The sequence below is a fragment of the Chitinophaga chungangae genome (genome assembly GCF_017742215.1).
GTDB lineage: Bacteria > Bacteroidota > Bacteroidia > Chitinophagales > Chitinophagaceae > Chitinophaga > Chitinophaga chungangae.
This window is the reverse complement of record NZ_JAGHKP010000001.1, coordinates 1,710,256-1,728,341: the sequence shown is the minus strand read 5'-3', so window position 1 is coordinate 1,728,341 and position 18,086 is coordinate 1,710,256. Positions and strand designations below refer to the sequence as shown.

12 protein-coding genes are annotated in these 18,086 nt (G+C 54.6%); 4 read left to right on the top strand and 8 right to left on the bottom strand.

Annotation, left to right across the window (positions count from 1 at the left end; all coding sequences use genetic code 11):
• Positions 1-44 precede the first annotated feature (44 nt).
• Together J7I43_RS07320 and J7I43_RS07315 are read left to right on the top strand one after the other, a co-directional pair.
• Positions 45-1,892 carry an outer membrane protein assembly factor BamB family protein gene (locus tag J7I43_RS07320; RefSeq protein ID WP_209144753.1) on the top strand — a complete coding sequence of 616 codons (1,848 nt, stop codon included), beginning with the start codon at positions 45-47 and terminating at the stop codon, positions 1,890-1,892.
• Between the two features lie 37 nt (positions 1,893-1,929).
• Positions 1,930-2,523 carry a hypothetical protein gene (locus J7I43_RS07315; protein WP_209144751.1) on the top strand — a complete coding sequence of 198 codons (594 nt, stop codon included), beginning with the start codon at positions 1,930-1,932 and terminating at the stop codon, positions 2,521-2,523.
• A gap of 1 nt (position 2,524) precedes the next feature.
• Here the strand turns inward: J7I43_RS07315 and J7I43_RS07310 are convergent, their stop codons facing one another.
• The gene (locus J7I43_RS07310; RefSeq protein WP_209144749.1) at positions 2,525-3,046 is read right to left on the bottom strand and encodes a GNAT family N-acetyltransferase; all 522 of its coding nucleotides are present in this window, start codon (positions 3,044-3,046) and stop codon (positions 2,525-2,527) included.
• Between the two features lie 89 nt (positions 3,047-3,135).
• Here J7I43_RS07310 and J7I43_RS07305 point away from each other — a divergent pair, with 89 nt between their 5' ends.
• Positions 3,136-3,702 (top strand): hypothetical protein, encoded by a 567-nt coding sequence (locus J7I43_RS07305; protein ID WP_209144747.1) that lies wholly within the window; start codon positions 3,136-3,138, stop codon positions 3,700-3,702.
• Positions 3,703-3,706: 4 nt separating this feature from the next.
• Here J7I43_RS07305 and J7I43_RS07300 read toward each other — a convergent pair whose 3' ends face one another.
• A complete protein-coding gene (locus J7I43_RS07300; RefSeq protein WP_209144745.1) occupies positions 3,707-5,329 on the bottom strand; it encodes a DUF4139 domain-containing protein in 1,623 nt (540 codons plus the stop codon).
• A gap of 686 nt (positions 5,330-6,015) precedes the next feature.
• Between J7I43_RS07300 and J7I43_RS07295 the strand changes: the two genes are divergently transcribed.
• Positions 6,016-8,193, top strand: a complete 2,178-nt coding sequence (locus J7I43_RS07295) for a carbohydrate binding family 9 domain-containing protein (RefSeq protein ID WP_209144743.1) — start codon at positions 6,016-6,018, stop codon at positions 8,191-8,193.
• Positions 8,194-8,428: 235 nt separating this feature from the next.
• On the opposite strand, the gene J7I43_RS07290 is transcribed toward J7I43_RS07295, so the two are convergent.
• From J7I43_RS07290 to J7I43_RS07265, 6 genes are all read right to left on the bottom strand, one after another.
• The gene (locus J7I43_RS07290; protein WP_209144742.1) at positions 8,429-9,862 is read right to left on the bottom strand and encodes a glycoside hydrolase family 30 protein; all 1,434 of its coding nucleotides are present in this window, start codon (positions 9,860-9,862) and stop codon (positions 8,429-8,431) included.
• Positions 9,859-10,713: a glycoside hydrolase family 16 protein gene (locus J7I43_RS07285; RefSeq protein ID WP_209144740.1), complete on the bottom strand. Its 855-nt coding sequence runs from the start codon at positions 10,711-10,713 to the stop codon at positions 9,859-9,861. Before J7I43_RS07285 ends, J7I43_RS07290 begins: the two co-directional genes overlap by 4 nt.
• Before the next feature lie 49 nt (positions 10,714-10,762).
• Positions 10,763-11,602, bottom strand: coding sequence for a PKD domain-containing protein (locus J7I43_RS07280; protein WP_209144738.1), 840 nt, complete (start codon positions 11,600-11,602; stop codon positions 10,763-10,765).
• A 21-nt stretch (positions 11,603-11,623) separates the two neighbouring features.
• Complete coding sequence (locus tag J7I43_RS07275) at positions 11,624-13,174, bottom strand: RagB/SusD family nutrient uptake outer membrane protein (RefSeq protein WP_209144736.1); 1,551 nt, start codon at positions 13,172-13,174, stop codon at positions 11,624-11,626.
• An 18-nt stretch (positions 13,175-13,192) separates the two neighbouring features.
• Entirely contained in the window at positions 13,193-16,561 is a 3,369-nt protein-coding gene (locus tag J7I43_RS07270) for a TonB-dependent receptor (RefSeq protein WP_209144734.1), read from the bottom strand.
• 338 nt (positions 16,562-16,899) lie between these two features.
• Positions 16,900-18,060, bottom strand: coding sequence for a FecR domain-containing protein (locus J7I43_RS07265; protein WP_209144732.1), 1,161 nt, complete (start codon positions 18,058-18,060; stop codon positions 16,900-16,902).
• Between the last annotated feature and the right edge of the window lie 26 nt (positions 18,061-18,086).

Here is an 18,086-nt window from a genome sequence, read left to right as displayed (position 1 = left end):
CCTTCCCCGTTTTATTTCCCGCTCCTAACCGGTATCTTGTAGGCATGAAAAAGCTGACCGCCCTCCTCGTTGCCATTTTTGCCATCGTGAACTGCCATGCGCAGGACACCCTTTTCCGTTTCGCGCTGATAACGGACACGCATATCGGCGTTCAGACGGCGCAGGAAGACCTGGAAAGGACCATCGCCGACATCAACGGCCAGCCGCAGATCGAATTCGCCGTTTTTTCCGGGGACGTTACAGAATTCGGGTCAGACGAAGAGCTACAGCTTGCAAAATCCATCATCAATAAACTCAACAAACCCTGGTATATCATTCCCGGCAACCACGACACCAAGTGGTCCGAAAGCGGCTGCAACTCTTTCCGCACCGTGTTCGGCAACGAAACCTTCAGTTTCGAGCACAAAGGTTACCGCTTCATCGGCACCAATTGCGGCCCCAACATGCGCATGGGCCCGGGGCAGGTGCCGAGGGAAAATATTGTTTGGCTGGATGAACGATTGAAACAACAAAACTCCCGCCAGCCGCTGATCTACATCAACCATTACCCGCAAGACGAAGGGCTGAACAATTGGTACGACATACTGGACCGCCTTCGCGGGCAGAACCTGAAAGTGATGATCTGCGGGCACGGGCACACTAACAATGCGTACACCTGGGAAGGCATTCCCGGCGTAATGTGCCGCTCCAATCTCCGCGCGAAAGCCGCCATCGGCGGGTACAACATCATAAGCGTCACCCAAAAGTCCATCGTATTCAACGAACGCACGCCCGGCGCCGCCACGCTGCCGGCCTGGCATACCGTGGCTTTGGAAGGCCATTCCTGGATAACCAACCCGCCGCGGCCCTCCTACGCGGTGAACGATTCCTTCCCGTCTGTAAAAGTAAAATGGCAGATACAGGAAGCCGGCGATATGGGCAGCGCCGTGGCGATCACCGGCGGAATGGTGATCTACACCAACACCAACGGCGATGTAAAAGCCGCGAGCCTCAGCACCGGCAAAAACCGCTGGAAATTCTCCGCGGGCGGAAAGATCTATTCTACGCCGCTTGTGTACGGTAATAAATACGTAGTGGTGCCTTGTACAGACGGCTACGTGTATTGCCTGAACCTGGAAAACGGCAGGCTGGCCTGGAAACACCACCGCGGCAAAGCTATCGTTTCCTCGCCGGCGCTGTACCGCGACCTGGCCATCATAGCCGGTTCAGATGGCAGCTGCGAAGCGCTGCACATCCCGACGGGCGAACGCCGCTGGACTTATAATCACATCAAAGGATTCGTGGAGACCAAACCTTTCGTATACCAGGGCAAAGTATTCTTCGGCTCCTGGGGCAACCAGTTCTACGCGCTGGACGCCGCCACCGGCGCCGAAGCCTGGGTGTGGAGCAACGGCGCCACCAACCGCATGTTCTCCCCCGCCGCCGTGTGGCCCGTAGCGTACGACGGCAAAACATGGATCGTCTCGCCGGATAAATACATGACCGTGCTGAATACCGAAACCGGCAAAGAAATATGGCGCTTCCGCGATTCGCTCAACTTCGTGCGCGAATCGATGGGCATTTCGGCAGACAGTCAGCGTATTTACGCCAAAACCATGCAGGGCAACATCATTGCACTGAGTTCACGCAGCGCGCAACGGGAACTGGTCTGGAAATCGCCGGTGGAAATGGGCTACGAGATCTGTCCCAGCCCCGTGACGGAGCGTTTCGGCGTGATATACGCGGCGGGACAATCCGGCGTAGTGTATGCGCTGAGCCCGACAGACGGCAGGCTATTGTGGAAACATAAATTCTCCAATTGTCTTGTAAACACGGTGCAACCCGTTGCCGAAAACCTGGTAATTGTTTCATCGATGGACGGCAAACTGGTTTGTATCGAGACGGCGAAATAAAATATATCGTATCTTTTTACGGTAAATCATTCCATGCATGATGAAAAACGCCTGCTGCGCTTTGTTCGTGAGCGCGATCCTGTATGCCTGCAACGTTCCCGACTGTAAAGAATACCAGCTGCTTGGCGAAGAAGCCAAAGCCGCCATACGCGGGTACGACAGCACGTTGCCCTACACGGTGGTAAGCGTGCCCGATTCGCTGCTGGAAGCCGGCAGCCGCGATGTGGAGCCGCTGCTCGATTCGATGATGCGCATGAAACTGCTCACCTGGTCGCTGGCGGACAGTATTATGCCTGCCGCGGCGGATACTGCCGGGCGTTACCGTTACGCGATCAAATGGACGGATTCGCTCGACCGTTACCGCGTTACTTCACCGGTGGCGCATGGCGACGTGTATGTTTTTATGAACCGCCGTTACCCGAAAGGGTTCAGGTATGGCGCGCGGTATTATCTCGCGGGCAACGTCGCGATTCTTGACAACGATTCGCTGTATGTGAGAAGAAGCTGCGTATGGGCGCAATACAAATGTTTTTACAAGCTCGATTCGCTTAATGCGCTGGGCGAACTGACAGGTTTAAAACGATACGGCAAATTCGCCCGCGCCGCGTCTTTCCCCCTTCCTTCCAAATAATTCACACCGCGCCGAATGCGTCGGGATACACCACTACTCCCGCTCTCCCTTCCAATGCGCCGGGTTCCAGTTCTATCGCCATAAACACTTCGTCCGGCACTTCGTAGGCCGTGCGGATGCCCCAGCGCGAAGCGGGCGCAAAACCGAATTTCGGATAATATTGCGGATGGCCCAATACGATCACCGAGCCATAACCCAGTTCCGTGGCGCGTTTCAGCCCTTCGCGCACCAGCTGCGAGCCGATGCCGGACTGCTGCAGAGATGGCAATACCGCCATGGGCGCGAGCGCCAGCGCAGGGTATTTTACGCCTTCCGTGCCTGCGATGATCAGCCTGGTAAAAAGAATATGCCCTACGGGGCCATTGTCTGCCCTGGCCACCAGGCTCAATTCAGGGATAAAATGTTCACTGTCGCGGAGCAGGTCGATCAGCCGGCTTTCGTTTTCCTGGCCGAAAGCGGCGGCATTGATGGAATAAATGGCAGATCTGTCTTCCGGCGTTTCCGGTTGGATAATTATTTTCATAGCAGCTCAAATATGAAGGTTTATTCTTACATTCGGCGAATATTCCTAAACTTATGTACAGAATAACCCAGGCCACAACGGCCGGGAGAATGCAGAGAATAATTGAAAGAAGACAACAAGCAGCCACACGCAAACCCGAACACACCTACTACACCGCCTGGGCTTTCTTTGTGATCATCCTCAATTTTACGGCATTGCACTTTTTGCAATCCACCATTGTCCCGAGCTCGTTCGTATGGATATCGACAGCGATTTGTACCGCGTTAATGGCGGTGCTGCTGTATTTCGTTACAAAACTCTCATTGTGGCGCGTGGCGCTGCTTTCCGTACTGACCGGCTTCGGCCTCGCTTCCGGCGCCATCCTTTCCGTTAATTATGCGTTTAAAAGCGCAGACCGCAAGAAGTTCGACCTGCCGGTAAAGGAATACAAGTTCAAACAGGCTGCCAGGCGCACCCGTCGCAAACCCGCCGCGTTAATCGACATAAACGGCGTGCAGCACGAGCTGTATTTTCCCGCGGAGCTGAAAGATAATTACGCCGCCTGCCAGTCGGTAACGGTATGGGCGCACGAAGGGTATTTCGGGCTGTATGTGGTAGACGACTACCAGTTTCACCTGGATGAAAAAAATAGCCGGATGAGCGACATCCGGCCATGATCGGTTATAGATTCGCTATCAGCTTGTCTTTCGGGTATTTCACCGAATAACTCAGCCGTACTTTTTTTGTTTCCCCGGGCGCCAGGTCCAGCTTCCAGGTGAGCACGCCGGTTTCGGCGTTCACGGCGGCGCCGTCGCTTTCGAGCAGCTCCACTTCCATGCTTTTATCGGTCGTAACCGGGTACTGGTCTTTGAGCAGCATGTTCACCGCTTCTTTTTTCGCATTGCGCACACGGATCTCGTACGTGAAGGTCTGGCGTTTCTGGTTGCCAAGGAATTTCACGCCGGACATATCCGTAATTTTTTCACGTTTCACGATCACTTTTTTATCGCGGCCCACGCTGAGGTTGAGCGTATCGGTAGTAGCCCCGGGATCGATAAATGATTTGCCGACGTACATGCCTTCAAAAATGATATTGGCTTCGCCGGGCAGCAGGCTGAGTTTTTCGTAATCCATGATCTCGGCCATCAGGAATGCGTCCGGATCGGCTTTGGGCACGGCGTAATATTTATAGGTCGCCGGCAGGGAAAATTCTTTCAGCGTTACGCTGTGGTATTTGCCGTTGCTGGCCACGTCGTAGGGAATGTCGATGTCGAAGGTGGCGCTGAGCTGGTTTTCGTTCTGATGAGTGTACAGGTCTACCCCGGAAGCCATGGAATCCATCGCCACTGGCGGCGGCGCAGGAGCCATTGATTTCATTTCCATGGACTGCAGCCGGTTCTGGTAGGCTGCTGAGCCTGCAATCATACCGGGTCTTATTATCTCCATATATGAAAGGAACCACGCGCTCAATACCGGCGCAGTGCCGTTCTGGCTGGGATTTCCGGTGCTGAGCGTAAGCTTCACCTTTTTCCAGTCAACACCCGTATTCTGCACCACGTTCGCTTTGTAAAACAATTGCAGCGGGCTGCTGGTGTTGGTGGCTTTGAGGTCGTAATACACGCCCCAGCGCGCCGCCGGCGTAATGTAGCTGACCTCAAGATCCGCCGGCCCGCCGTTTTCCGACATCACCTGCAATACCAGCTGGCCGCCGCTGGCGTTCGGGTCGTTGCTCAGTTCCTTTAATTGTTTCTCCAGTTTCTGAATGCCTTCCTGCTGCTTCGTTTCCTTTTCCTGCAGCACGGCGATGCTGTTGCGCAATTCCACCTGCTGCATTTTGTAATATTCGGCCAGTTTCATCAGCTCCGTTACACTGGCGCCGCCATTGGGGCCGCTGCCGAGCGCCTGGTTCTTGTCCAGCAGCACCAGCGTGTTCTCTTCCGCCACGCGGTTGTTGCGCGTGCGCGTCAGTTCGCGGCGGGCGGCCTGCAGGCTGTCTTCCAGCTTCAGGTAAGCCGGGCTTTTCAGGTCTTCTTCCTTGAGGAAGTTGCGCGCAAAACCGGCGGACATCACCGTTACTTTATTGCTGGCGCTCACCTGGATGCTGTTTTCGTCGATCGCGTTGGCCACCTGCTGCACCACTACCTGGCTGCTGCCTTTCGGCAGCGTGATCTTCGTTTTGTGATTCATTTCCGCGCCTACGCGGTAAACGGTCACCGATTCAAGCGCGGCGCGGGTGTATACCGGCTGCTGGGCGGTTGCCGCAAGGGAGAGCAACATTGCCGCGGACATACTGATAACTTTCATAGAAACGTCGTTTTGCATCTGGATGCATTTTTTTCAGGATTTGCATAATCGCAGAACACGAATTAAAAGGCGAAAGCGCTAATAAAATGTTAAAACAACTTTTACACTTAATATTATAAATTCCCTGTTATGATAAATGTTACAACGCACAACCTGCCCATACCATTGAAAATCAACATCAACAACTTCCCCAATCACAATAAAAATATTTCTAATAATTATTAAAGTGTGAAATTGACACGAAAAATTCAGGTAATGCGGACGGTTTTTCATATAAGGTTATTTCACAAAACCGGAGGATGATAATTATCATAGATCACGATGTTGCGGCGCATTAATTTTGTGTTATCAAGAAGGAACAATGACGATTTTTATAGTGCCATTGATCTGGAGGAGAACCAGGCAAACAAACAATAGTATACAGAGCAAAAAGGAACTTTAGCAAGGAAAGTAAGTGTTGACAGATTGAAATGAGAAGTGGCAGAATGGTTGTGTGAAGTGTTATCAGGAAAGCGCCCGCAAGGGCAGTGAAGTAATGGTCAGGCCGGCCAATTAACAAGGGAGGTGCGGAACGCACAGTGCAGAGACGCTCCCCGTTAATTGTCCGGCCTCTTTGTTTCCCCAAAGTATTACAACCAGCCCCGATTTTTTGTACTTTACCCGCCTAACCCGGAAATTACCTGATAGTGCGATCAATTTCATGTCTGCTGCTCTGCCTGATTACCCTTTCCGTAACGGCACAGAAAAAGAACGAATCTTACCAGTTACATATGCGCAAAGCCTCGTCTGCCATCAAAATAGACGGCATAGCCGACGAACAGGCCTGGCACGACGCGGATTCCGTTTCCGACTTTTACATGATCCTCCCCATGGACACCAGTTTCGCCAAAGTGCGCACGGATGTGAAAATGACCTACGACCAGCAGAACATTTACCTGCTCGTGATCAATTACAACGGCGCCCCCGGTCCGTATATGGTGGAATCGCTGCGCCGCGACTTTTCCTTTCTCAAAAACGACAACTTCCTGCTTTTCATGGACCCGTTCGACGATCAGACCAACGGCTTCTCTTTCGGCGCCAACGCCGCCGGGGCGCAATGGGACGGGCTGATGTACGACGGCGGAAAGGTAGACCTCAGCTGGGACAACAAATGGCGCTCCATGGTGAAAAACTATCCCGATAAATGGATATTCGAAGCGGTGATCCCGTTCAAGACCATCCGGTATAAAAAAGGCATCACGCGCTGGGGCATCAACTTCGGCCGCAACGATCTCAAAACCACCGAAAAAAGCAGCTGGGCGCCCGTTCCCCGGCAATTCCCCTCCGCTTCGCTGGCGTATACCGGCGTGCTGGTGTGGGACGCGCCCCCGCCGGACCCCGGCACCAATATTTCGCTGATCCCGTACGTGCTGGGCGGCATCAATAAAGACTATACCAACGGCAAACCCGAAAAATGGCGCGGAGACGCCGGGCTCGACGCAAAGATCGCCGTCACTTCCTCCCTCAACCTCGACCTTACCGTTAACCCGGATTTCTCGCAGGTAGACGTGGACAAACAAGTGACCAATCTCGACCGTTTCGAATTGTTTTTCCCGGAAAGAAGGCAGTTTTTCCTGGAGAACGGCGACCAGTTCACGAACTTCGGTTACAGCACCATCCGGCCGTTCTTTTCACGGCGCATTGGTTTGGGCGTGCCCATTCATTTCGGGGCGCGGCTCAGCGGCAAGCTGGACAAGAACTGGCGATTGGGATTGATGAACATGCAGACCGGCGGACAGACCGAAACCGCGCTGCCCGCGCAGAACTTCACCGTAGCTGCCTTGCAGCGGAAAGTGTTCGCGCGTTCCAACTTCGGTTTTATCTTCATCAACAAAGAATCCATCCATTATAACCCGAACGACGTGGAAGCCGGCAAGCCCGTGTATTCCCGCTTCAACCGCAATTTCGGCCTCGAATACAACCTGGCCTCGGCCAACAACTTCTGGACGGGGAAAGCGATGCTGCTGAAGAGTTTCAGTCCCGGCACGCGCGGCAAGGACTGGGTGCACGCGGCCAACCTGCAATACACCAGCCGCAACTGGAACATCGGCTGGCAGCACGAATACGTGGGCAGCAATTATAAAGCGGAAGTGGGTTATGTGCCGCGTACGGGTTACATCAAACTCGCCCCGCAGGTCACGCGGTTATTTTTCCCGAAAAGCGGCGCATTATTAAGCCACGGCCCGCAGCTGACCTCCACGAACTTTTTCACCGAAAAGATGGACAGAACCGATAACGAGCTGATGCTGAATTACGGCCTCGTGTTCCGCGCGCGCAATACGCTCAACGTTTGGGCCAGCACCACGTATATCAAGCTGCTGCAGCCTTTCGACCCGCTCAACTACAACAACCAGCACCTGCTGGCTACCGGCACCGAGCACAGCTGGCAAACCCTGGGCGCGGATTATGTGTCCAAACCGCAAAGCCTGTTCACCTACTCGCTGTCTGCCCGCTACGGCGGCTATTATGCGGATGGCGAGCGCCTGACGCTGGGCGGCGAATTCGGTTACCGTTTCCAGCCGTACGTGAGCATCGCTTTAAGCTCTACTTACAATAACCTGCGCCTGCCGCAGCCCTGGGGCCGCGAAGATTTCTGGCTGGTAGGGCCCCGTCTCGACGTTACCATGACCAACACGCTGTTTTTCACCGGCTTTATGCAATACAACGAGCAGCTGAAGAACATCAACCTCAATACCCGCTTCCAGTGGCGCTACCGCCCCGCTTCCGATCTTTTTATCGTGTACACGGACAATTACCTGCCCGAGCCCTTTTACGTAAAAAACCGCGCCCTGGTGGTGAAACTGGTGTACTGGCTGAACCTTTGATAGATCCCCTCCGGCCGTCGCCGCCAACAAAAATGCCGGCTGCAGAGGCAGCCGGCCTGTCAGGATTCAAAACCATGGTAAAACGATGAAAGTAAACGGGACCGGGACTTGCAGCCAACCCGTATCCCGTTCTTTTATCAATCAAAGGAAAATGCATAGATAAACCGGGAGCAGATGCTACCCGGCTTTCGTTACCATTTATTGAACCTACTAAACACGCATGTTACACCCAGTATCACCATACAAAGGTACCCACCGCGCCCGCGGCAAGCTGCGGGGTAACGGATTTGCCATTGTATTTGATATTGAAAGATTGCGCCGTGGTACCGGCATTCAGTACGATCAGCACTTTTTTGCCGTCGGGGGTTTTAAACGCTACGTTCTGCAGCGGTTCCTGGATGTTGGAATCGATGCGCACTGAACCGGGGCGTACAAATTTCGATGCATGCGCGATGATGTAGTATGCCACGTTTCGCGTATAGTCGTCCCCGATAGTGATGGCTCCCAGGCAGGAAGTGCAGCCGCCCACGGTATGAGGCTTGTAATCAGCTGTGGCGGCCAGGTTCCACTCCAATACATTGCGGCACCAGTTGCGCGTTGCGCCGATGATTAACTGGCTGACGTGCCACGACAGATCTGCCGGGAAATTCCCCGGGCCGCCTACCCATTGCTCCGTAAAATACAGGTGCTTGTCAGGATAAGCGTTATGAATGGGCGTCAACGCGTTGATGCTGCCTCCGTACAGGTGGAACGCCGTGCCGTCCACGTATTTGCTGGCTTCTGGATCGTTGAGGATGGTAACGGGATAATCGGGACGGTCTGCATTATGATCGTAGATGATGATCTTCGTTGTGATGTTCGCGGTTTTAAACGCGGGCCCGAGGTGGTTTTTAATGAAATCCGCCTGTTCCGCCGCCTGCATTTCCAGGCTGGGATTGTTGCCGGGGTGCAAAGGCTCGTTTTGGATGGTGATGGCGTCTATCGTAATGCCTTCGGCTTTCATGGCCTGGATGTATTTCACGAAATATTGTGCATATACGCTGTAATATTCCGGCTTGAGTTTGCCGCCTTTGGAATTGTTATTCGTTTTCATCCAGGTTGGCGGGCTCCAGGGCGAGCCCAGTATTTTGATGGACGGGTTGATGGCGACTATTTTCTTCAGCACGGGGATCAGGTCTTTTTTCTCCATGTCGATGCTGAAGTGCTGCAGCGTGAGGTCCGTTTGCCCGGCTGGAAGATCGTTGTAGCTGAAGGGCGCTTCGCTGAGGTCGGATGCGCCGATGCTGATGCGCAGGTAGCTGACGCCGATAAAAGTACTGTCCCAGCGGAACAGCTCATTCAGCAGCGCTTCTTTTTTCGCCGCGGCCAAACCGTTGATGAGCGTGGCGCTGCCGCCGGTGAGCGTATAGCCGAAACCGTCTATCCCCTGGTAGGTTTTGGTATCGTCTACGGTGATGGTCGGGTATTGGTTCAGCGCGTCGCTGAATACGAGCGGCGTTTGCTGTTGTTTGAAAAGTACAGACCTGTCGCCGTTGGTGAGCCAGAAAGCCACGTCGGACTTTACGTCCGGTTTCGGCGGTTCAGGGCGCGGTTCTTCTCCCCCGCTGCCTTTGCAGCTGAAAATTCCCAGTACAAAGGCGAGCGCGGTCAGTTTTATGTTTTGCATCATTTTTCGATCATTTTGTAAACCCGCACGTAATCGATCTCGAATCTGGCCGGGAAAATAGAATCGTCTACTCCCTGCGCGCCGCCCCAGTTGCCGCCTACCGCGAGATTGAGCAGGAAATGGAATTTTTTGTCGAAAGGCCAGGTGGCGGAACCTTTCTCTTCGTTCTGGAAGGTGAACAGCAGCTGGTCGTCGATATAACCGCGGATGGCGAAGGGCGTCCAGTCTACCCGGTACACATGAAATTCTTCCATTGCTTTTTCCACCGTACGTTTGCTGGTTTTCTGCGTGCCGATGGAGTGGTTGTATGCTTCGGTATGCACGCTGATGTGCACCATATTGGGGTCGTAACCCACATGTTCCATGATGTCTATTTCGCCTGATTTGGGCCAGTCGCCGTACGCCCAGTCTGTGGGCAGCATCCAGATGGCGGGCCAGGTGCCTTTGCCTTTGGGCAGTTTGGCTTTTACTTCAAAGCGGCCGTAGAGGAAATCGCCTTTGCCTTTGGAAATGAGGCGGGTGCTGGTGTAGTTCCTGTTCTGGTAAGCTTCTTTTTTCGCGGTGATGGTGAGCAGCCCGTTTCCGACCGAGGCGTTCTCTTCGCGGCTGGTGTAGTATTGCAGCTCGTTGTTGCCCCAACCGCCGCCCCCCGTGTCGTAGCCCCACTTGGTATTGTCGGGCAGGCCGGTGTAGTTGAACTCATCGGCCCATATGGGCGTGGTCTCGAACGTCCAGCCTTTATCCACCGGCGTGGGCGGGATATATGGCGGGGGCGCCTGATCGTCTTTTTTTCCGCCGCAGGCGAGTACGTTAATGCCCAGCAGCAGCACCGGGATGTAGTGTATTGTTTTCATATCGGAAGGGGAAGTATGCGGAGCCGGAAGCCCGGCCCCGCATGGTTAACTATTGTATAGCTTCGACAAATTTGACGTCGTCGATGGTAATGCCGTTCGGGCCGAAAGTGCCCGCGCCGCCGCAGCCGCCTTTGATCAGCAGGTATATTTTACCCGCCGTGGCGAAGGTGATCTTCCCGTCTTTATGCAGGCCGTCGCAGCCCACCGCGGCAAGCTCCCCTTCAAAATTCGCGATGCCGCAACCGGACCAGGTGTTGATAGAATTCATTTTGGTGCCGGAATAATCCGATCCCTGCGTGGGAGCCGTGGTGCCGACGATCACTTCAAACCAGGTTTCGTTTGCCCCGCCGCCTTTCAGCACGCCGGAAAGGGTATATTCAACGTCCTTTTTCACGGTCAGTTCCTGGTAGATGCCGCCATTGCTGCCGCCGGGCTGGTTCACGAATTTGAGCTTTCCTCCCGTAAAGGTAATGGAAGTTTGCGGACCGCCGGTGTTCAGAATGGTCCAGTGCGCTTCCGAACCGGCTTCCATATTGCCGCCTTTGAGAATATCCACCCCCGGCATGTCCTGCGCGATGGTCACTTTCTGCGAAGCGGAAGAAGAGCCGCCGGCGCCGTAGGCTACCAGCGAAACGGTGTATTCCCCTTTTTTGCTGAAGGTGAGCGTATCTGTATGTTTCCAGGAAACGGGCGTAGCCCCGCCGTTGTACCAGGTATAGGAGAATGCGCCGGTGGTAGTGTTCTTCAGCGCCACTTTGTTGGGATTGGAAGCAAGTACGGTTGCGGTGAAGCTCGTGCCGGGTTTAGCGCCCAGCGTCAGGTCTTCCGAATCGGGCGTGCACGCCGCGAACATCAGCGCGGCGGCAACGATATATGCGAATGATTTCATTGGTACAATATTTTTGATGAATTATTTGGTGCCTCCCCATTCTTTGTTCTGTTCCATTTTAGTGCTCTGCAAGTCGCGGAACGGGATGGGGAACACATAGTGTTTGTTCGGGTCGAACCCGCGGCCCGCGAGCGCTGCCGTTGCCCTGCCCGTGCGGATCAGGTCGAAGAAGCGGATGCCTTCCCCGGCGAACTCGAGCCTTCTTTCTTCAAAAATATTGTCGATGGTCGCATCTCTCGGGCCAAGCCCCACCCTGTCGCGCACGGCGTTCATCAGCGCGTAGGCGCGCGAGCCCGCGCCGCCGCTTTGGCCGCCCATTACGAGCGCTTCCGCTTCCATCAGGTAGGTATCCGCCAGGCGGATGTCGTATTTGTTCTGCGGGAAGTTCAGCTCTCTCGTTCCGCCGGTGGTGGTGGCGTTGGAAATACGGCCGGCATATTTTTCCAGGAAATAACCGGTATTGTCATGACCTTTTTCGTATTTGGCGAGGTTATTTTTCTCCAGGCTGTCCAGGTCGGCAACGGTGGCTTTAAAACGGGGGTCGAAATGGATGAAGTTGTAAAATTCTTTGGTGAACACCAGGAAGCTCCAGCCGGAAACATAATCCGGCGCACCCGCGCTGGGCGCATAACCGCGGGGGCCAACCATGATGTTGAGCACATTGCCTTCCGTGCAGGATACGCATCCCCAGCCGCCCTGCGACGTTGAGTTGTAACCGATCTCGAAAATGGATTCGCTGTTGTATTTATACTGTACCTGCGATTTAAAAAGATCGGCGAAATTGGCCACAAGCTGGTAACCGTAGGTCGGGCTCGGCTGCCCGGGCGTAGGCCCGTTCACCAGCGCAAATTCCGCGGCGGCGGCTGCCCATTTTTTCTGGTACAGGTATACTTTGCCGAGCATGGCATGCGCGGTGCCTTTGGTTACGCGGCCTTTGTCCGGCACATCGGTAATGCGGTCCGGCAGCGTAGGCTCTGCAATAGCGGCTTTAATATCGTCTTCGATCTGTTTCCACACTTCTGCGGGATCGGCCTGGGGCACTTCACGCATTTCGCTGGTAGTGAGCGGCCTGAGGATCAGCGGGATGTTTTCGAACATGCGCACCAGGTCGAAATAAAAATACCCGCGCAGGAATTTTGCTTCCGCGGCGAAACGCGCTTTGTTGGTTTCGCTCATGGGCACGTCGGGCAGTTTTTCCAGCAGTTTGTTCGCACGGAAGATCCCTGAGTACCCTTTACGCCAAAGCTCGTTGTGCGGGCCTATCTCCGGGGTAAGCGTCCATTTGGTCACCACCTGTAGATCGTTGATGTCGCTGGGGCCGCCGCCGCCTGCCAGCTGGTCGTCGCTGGCGGCATTCGCCATGCCTTCACGCGTCACATACCCGTTGCCCTGCCAGCCAACCACGTCGTAAATAGCCACCAGTCCCTGTTTAGCCTGGGCTTCGTCTTTATAGAAATTCGTTTCAAGGTCGGTTCCTTTCAGATCTGCTTCGAGGTAACTGTCCTTACAAGCGCCAAACAAGGTAATGCCACCAGCCAGCGCGAATATGATCGGAAAATATTTTTGTGTCATTTTCATCAGCTTTAATCATTAATAGGTGAAGTTCAGGCCCACCATAAAGGTGCGCGCCTGCGGGTAAATACCGCGGTCGATGCTGAGTACGCCGCCGCCGATCTCGGGATCGTAGCCGGTATATTTGGTGAAGGTGACCAGGTTTTCGCTCATCACGTGCACGCGCACACGTTCAAACCCTGCTTTGTTCACGAGGCGTGAAGGAAGCGTATAACCGATCTGCAGCACTTTCAGGCGCCAGTAATCGCCGTCTTCCAGGTAGAAGTCTGAAGGGTTGGTGAAATTTTTATTCGGGTCTTTGGTGGAAAGGCGCGGGTAATCGTTGGTGGAACCTTCGCCGGTCCAGCGGCCGAGCGTTTTGCGCTGCCAGTTGGCGTTCATGATGTCCAGCCTTCGCAGGCCCTGGAAGATCTGGTTGCCGGCCGCGCCCTGTGCGAACACAACGAGGTCGAACCCTTTGTAAGCAGCGTTCAGCGTCATGCCGTACGTCCAGTTAGGCGTGGGGTTGCCGATGTAATCGCGGTCGGCTTCGGTGATGGCGCCGTCGCCGTCACGGTCCTGCCAGCGGAAATCGCCCGGTTTGGCGTTCGGCTGGATCTTCTGACCGCCTTTGCCTACATATGCGTCAATTTCAGCCTGGTTCTGGAAAACGCCCATGGTTTTGTACATGTAGAACGCGTTAAAAGGCTGGCCTACTTCGGTGCGGGTAATGGCGCTCATGGTCTGGAACGAAGCCTGGCCAACGGTGATGAACTTCACGTTGTCGCCGATATAGGTTACTTCGTTTTTGGTATAGCTTACGTTGCCGCCGACGTTCAGTTCAAATTCGCCGAAGTTTTTGCGGTATCCCAACGCCAGCTCAACGCCCCTGTTCTCCATGCTGCCTACGTTGTCCGCCGGGTTGCCCGCTGCGCCCATGTACCAGGGAATGTCCGGGTACATCAGGATGTCTTTCGACATTTTTTTGTACCAGTCAAATTCCACGGTAAAGTCTTTGAACAGCAGGGCTTCAAAACCAACGTTCGCCTGGCGGGTTTCTTCCCATTTAAGATCGGGATTGGCCGGTGCGTTGGGGCTTGCGCCCACCTGCGATTCGTCGTTGTTTCCCACGGTATAGTTGCGCCCCGCGCCGATCGTAGCCAGGTAAGCGCCATCGCCGATATTATCGTTGCCCACAACGCCGTAACCGCCGCGGATCTTCAGCATGTCTATCACATTGTTCTGCGGCCAGAAAGATTCCCTTGTGGGCACCCATCCCAGCGAGAACGAGGGAAAAACGCCGTATTTGTTGTTCGCGCCGAAACGGCTTGAACCGTCGCGGCGGAGAATGCCTTCCACGAGATATTTTTCGTCGTAAGCATAATTGATACGCGTGAACAGTGAGGAGATCGTATGCTCCACGCCTTCGCTGCCGTCGGACTGACGGTTGGGGTTGGTCACTTTATAGTTCATGGACGCTTCCGCGAATGTTTGCGCGGCCACGTTCAGGAACGTAACGGAGCTGCTGCGCGAACGGTTGTCCATATAAGCGCCCTGCCCTACCAGCACGGTAAAGCTGTGCTCGTTGATATCTTTTGAATAAGACACCGTGTTCTCGAAGTTATAGTTGAACATTGAGTTGCTGGAACGTGCGAAGGAGTTGTTGGTCGGGCTGTTGGAACTGTTCAGGTGAAAGGCCGGCGTAAATGATTCGCTGCCCCAGAAGGCTACTTTGGCGCCGAGGGTGGAACGGAGGCGCAGTCCTTTGACCGGCTCCGCTTCGAGGTATACGTTGCCTACCGCGTTGTGCGACCAGCCGTAGTTGCCCAGCCGGGTAGAGATATACGCGAGCGGGTTCGTCATTTCCTGCCCTACCGGCGTGGAAATGCCGTACACACGGCCCTGCGCGTCTCTTCTCAAACGCGAGCCGCCTGCCACATAAGGAGGCGCCGCCAGTTTGGTAGGATCTGTTTCCACGACGGGCGTAAGCGGGTCCAGGTTGATGGCGGAACTGAGCGGGCCGCCGAATTCGCTGTTCGTATTGCCCAGGCCGATGGATTTATCGTAGGCGTAACCTACGTTTTCGCCGAATGTGAGCCAGGGCGTGATCTTATAGGTGGAATTGAGCCGGAGGTTGAAACGTTTGTAACGGGAAATCTCTGTCGCTACAATGCCCTCCTGGTCCAGGTAACCGAAAGAAGTATAAAAAGTGGATTTTTCACTGCCGCCGCTGATGCTCAGCTCGTGGTTCATTCTCTTTGCGCTGTTGTTGAAGATGGTGGACTGCCAGTCGGTGCCCTGCCCGTACGAAGCGGGATCTGCATAAGGGGGCGCTTCCCCGCCGTTCACGGACTGTTCGTTGCGCAGCGTGGCATATTCGGTGGCATTGAGCATATCCAGCTTACGGGCGGGTGCGGAGGTGCCGTAGTAGCCGTTGTAGCTGATGGTGAGTTTGCCGGCCTTTCCTTTTTTGGTGGTCACCAGTATTACGCCGGAAGCCGCGCGGGCGCCGTAGATGGCTTGTGAAGCGGCGTCTTTCAGCACCTGGATGGATTCGATGTCGTTCTGGTTCAGGTAACCGATGCCGCCATTGTCTACCACAACACCGTCTACCACCCACAGCGGGTTGTTGTTGTTGAAAGTGGTGATGCCGCGCACACGAACGGTAGCGGCGGAACCGGGCTGGCCGGAGTTGGAAGCGATGGTTACGCCGGAAGTGCGGCCCTGCAGCGCCTGCTCGATGCGGTTGATGGGCATGCCTTCGAGGTCTTTGGCGCGAACGCTGGAAATAGCGCCTGTTACCACCGCTTTTTTCTGTGTGCCGTAACCCACTACCACCGTTTCGGTAAGCGCGGTTTCGGAAAGCGTGAGCTGCGCGTTAAGGGAAGAACCGCTGAACGCCAGCGTTTTGGTGGTATAACCGAGAATGCTGAACACCAGCGTGGAATTTTTACCGGGCACCTTCAGCGAATAACGGCCGTCCGCATCCGTAGAAGTGCCTGTGTTGGTGCCGCTTACGCGTACGGTAGCCCCGGGAAGCGGTTCGCCGGAATCGGTGGTTACCCGGCCGGAAACGGTGATGGCCGTGTCCGCGGCAAGGGGCTTCACATCGGCGGGCATAGGCTGTATCAGTATTTTCTGGCCTTCAATGACGAAAGAAACGGGCTGGTTGAGCAGCAGCATGTTCATGGCCTGCTTCACCGGCATGTCTTTTATATCAATGTTCACCTTGCTGGTTTTAGCCAGCAGGCTTTCGTCGTATACGATGGAGATCCCGGCCTGGCGGGCTATTTCTTTCAGCACCTTTTTCAGGGGAGCATTCCTTTCCTTAAGCGTGATCTGCTGCGAGAAGCCCTTTGCGCTGATTTGCAGGCAGGCAACGAGCAGCAAAAAGGTGGTGAGTTTCATAACCAAGTAGAATTTACTGAATGCGTCCCGCTTCTTACCGATCCCTAAAAAACCGATGAAAGCGTGGTAAAACGGGGCCGGGTTCCGGGCAAAGGAATCTCCGCCACTAAAGTTAAATTTCATACTTTTGTAGTGTTTGGGAATTACGAGATATAAGTTCTGAAGACTGATGTCGGTATAACCCATTCTTATTGCCGGGAGTGTTGCAAGCGCTTCCGGTTTTTTTACGGGTTAAATGCCCGGTTAGCTGGTAGTGGATTTTTTCATAACGAGTGTGTTTAGTTTAGTTTAGTTTATGGTACGTGGATAATTTAAAAATGCACAGTCTGTTTGCCGTCCTATTCTACGGTCAGTTTACGTCCCTGAAGATTAAACCTGGCGCCGCTGGCCTCCAGCATATTTAAAAGCTCTGATAACGGAAGATTGCGGCTGATACGCCCGCCGTAGGCTTTTCCCGTTCCCTTTTCGTTCATCACCACATCGATGTCGTACCAGCGCGCCGCCTGCCGCATGATGTCTGCCAGCCGGGCGTTGTCGAACTCGAAGAAACCGGTTTTCCATGCGATCACCTGCTGGATGTCAGCAGGCTCTACATAAATGCAGCCGGTGGAATATTCCATCCTCGCCTGCTGCCCCGGTTTCAGCATCACGTCTTTCACCCTCACCGCTCCTTCCACCAATGTTGTGTTGATGGAGTGCTCGTCCGCATATGCCATCACATCGAAACCGGTGCCCAGCACTTCCACGTCCAGGCTTTTTGTTTTTACGATGAAGGGATGCTCCGCATCTTTTTTCACGTCGAAATACCCCTGCCCTTCCAGCTCCACCAGCCTGCGCTCGCCGCCAAACGCGGTGGGGTAACGGAGTTTCGACGCGGAGTTAAGCCATACGCGGCTTCCATCGGGCAGTACAATGGTAAACTGGCCGCCGCGCGGCACCGATAAAGTGTTGTAACCTACAGCCGGGCCGATATCGTCTGCTTCGTATTCCAGCCTGCCGTTGTTGAGCTGCACTAACGTCTGACCCTGGTGGATCACCTGGTTGCCCGCGCTGTCCAGCGTTACGGTGCTGCCGTCTGCCAGCGTAAGCACGGCTTTGGAGCTGCCCGGCGCAATGTCTTTGGGCGCTATGATCTTAGTTTGTGAAGCAAGTGGCGGTTGCCGGGAAATTTCGCGGGTGAGCAGGTACAACACGCCCGCGGTTATCAGCACGGCCACGGAAGCCGCAACCAGCCAGATGCGGCGGCGGGGCATGCGCACCACTTTCGGCGCGCCGATATGCTGCAGCAGGCGGGCCTCCATGCGGTCGCTTATTTCCGGGTCTATTGAGGGCTTGCTGGCAAACGCCTGTGAGAACTCTTCCTGCATTTGCTGCAGAAGGGCCTTGTGGCGGCCGTTGGACTGAAGCCAGGACATCAGCTCCCGGGCTTCCGCCGGGGTGCATTTACCGTCCAGGTAACGTTGCAGCAATTGCTCTTGTGGGTCCGTGGAATGTGGCATATAACCGGTACGGTTTCGTGTGTACC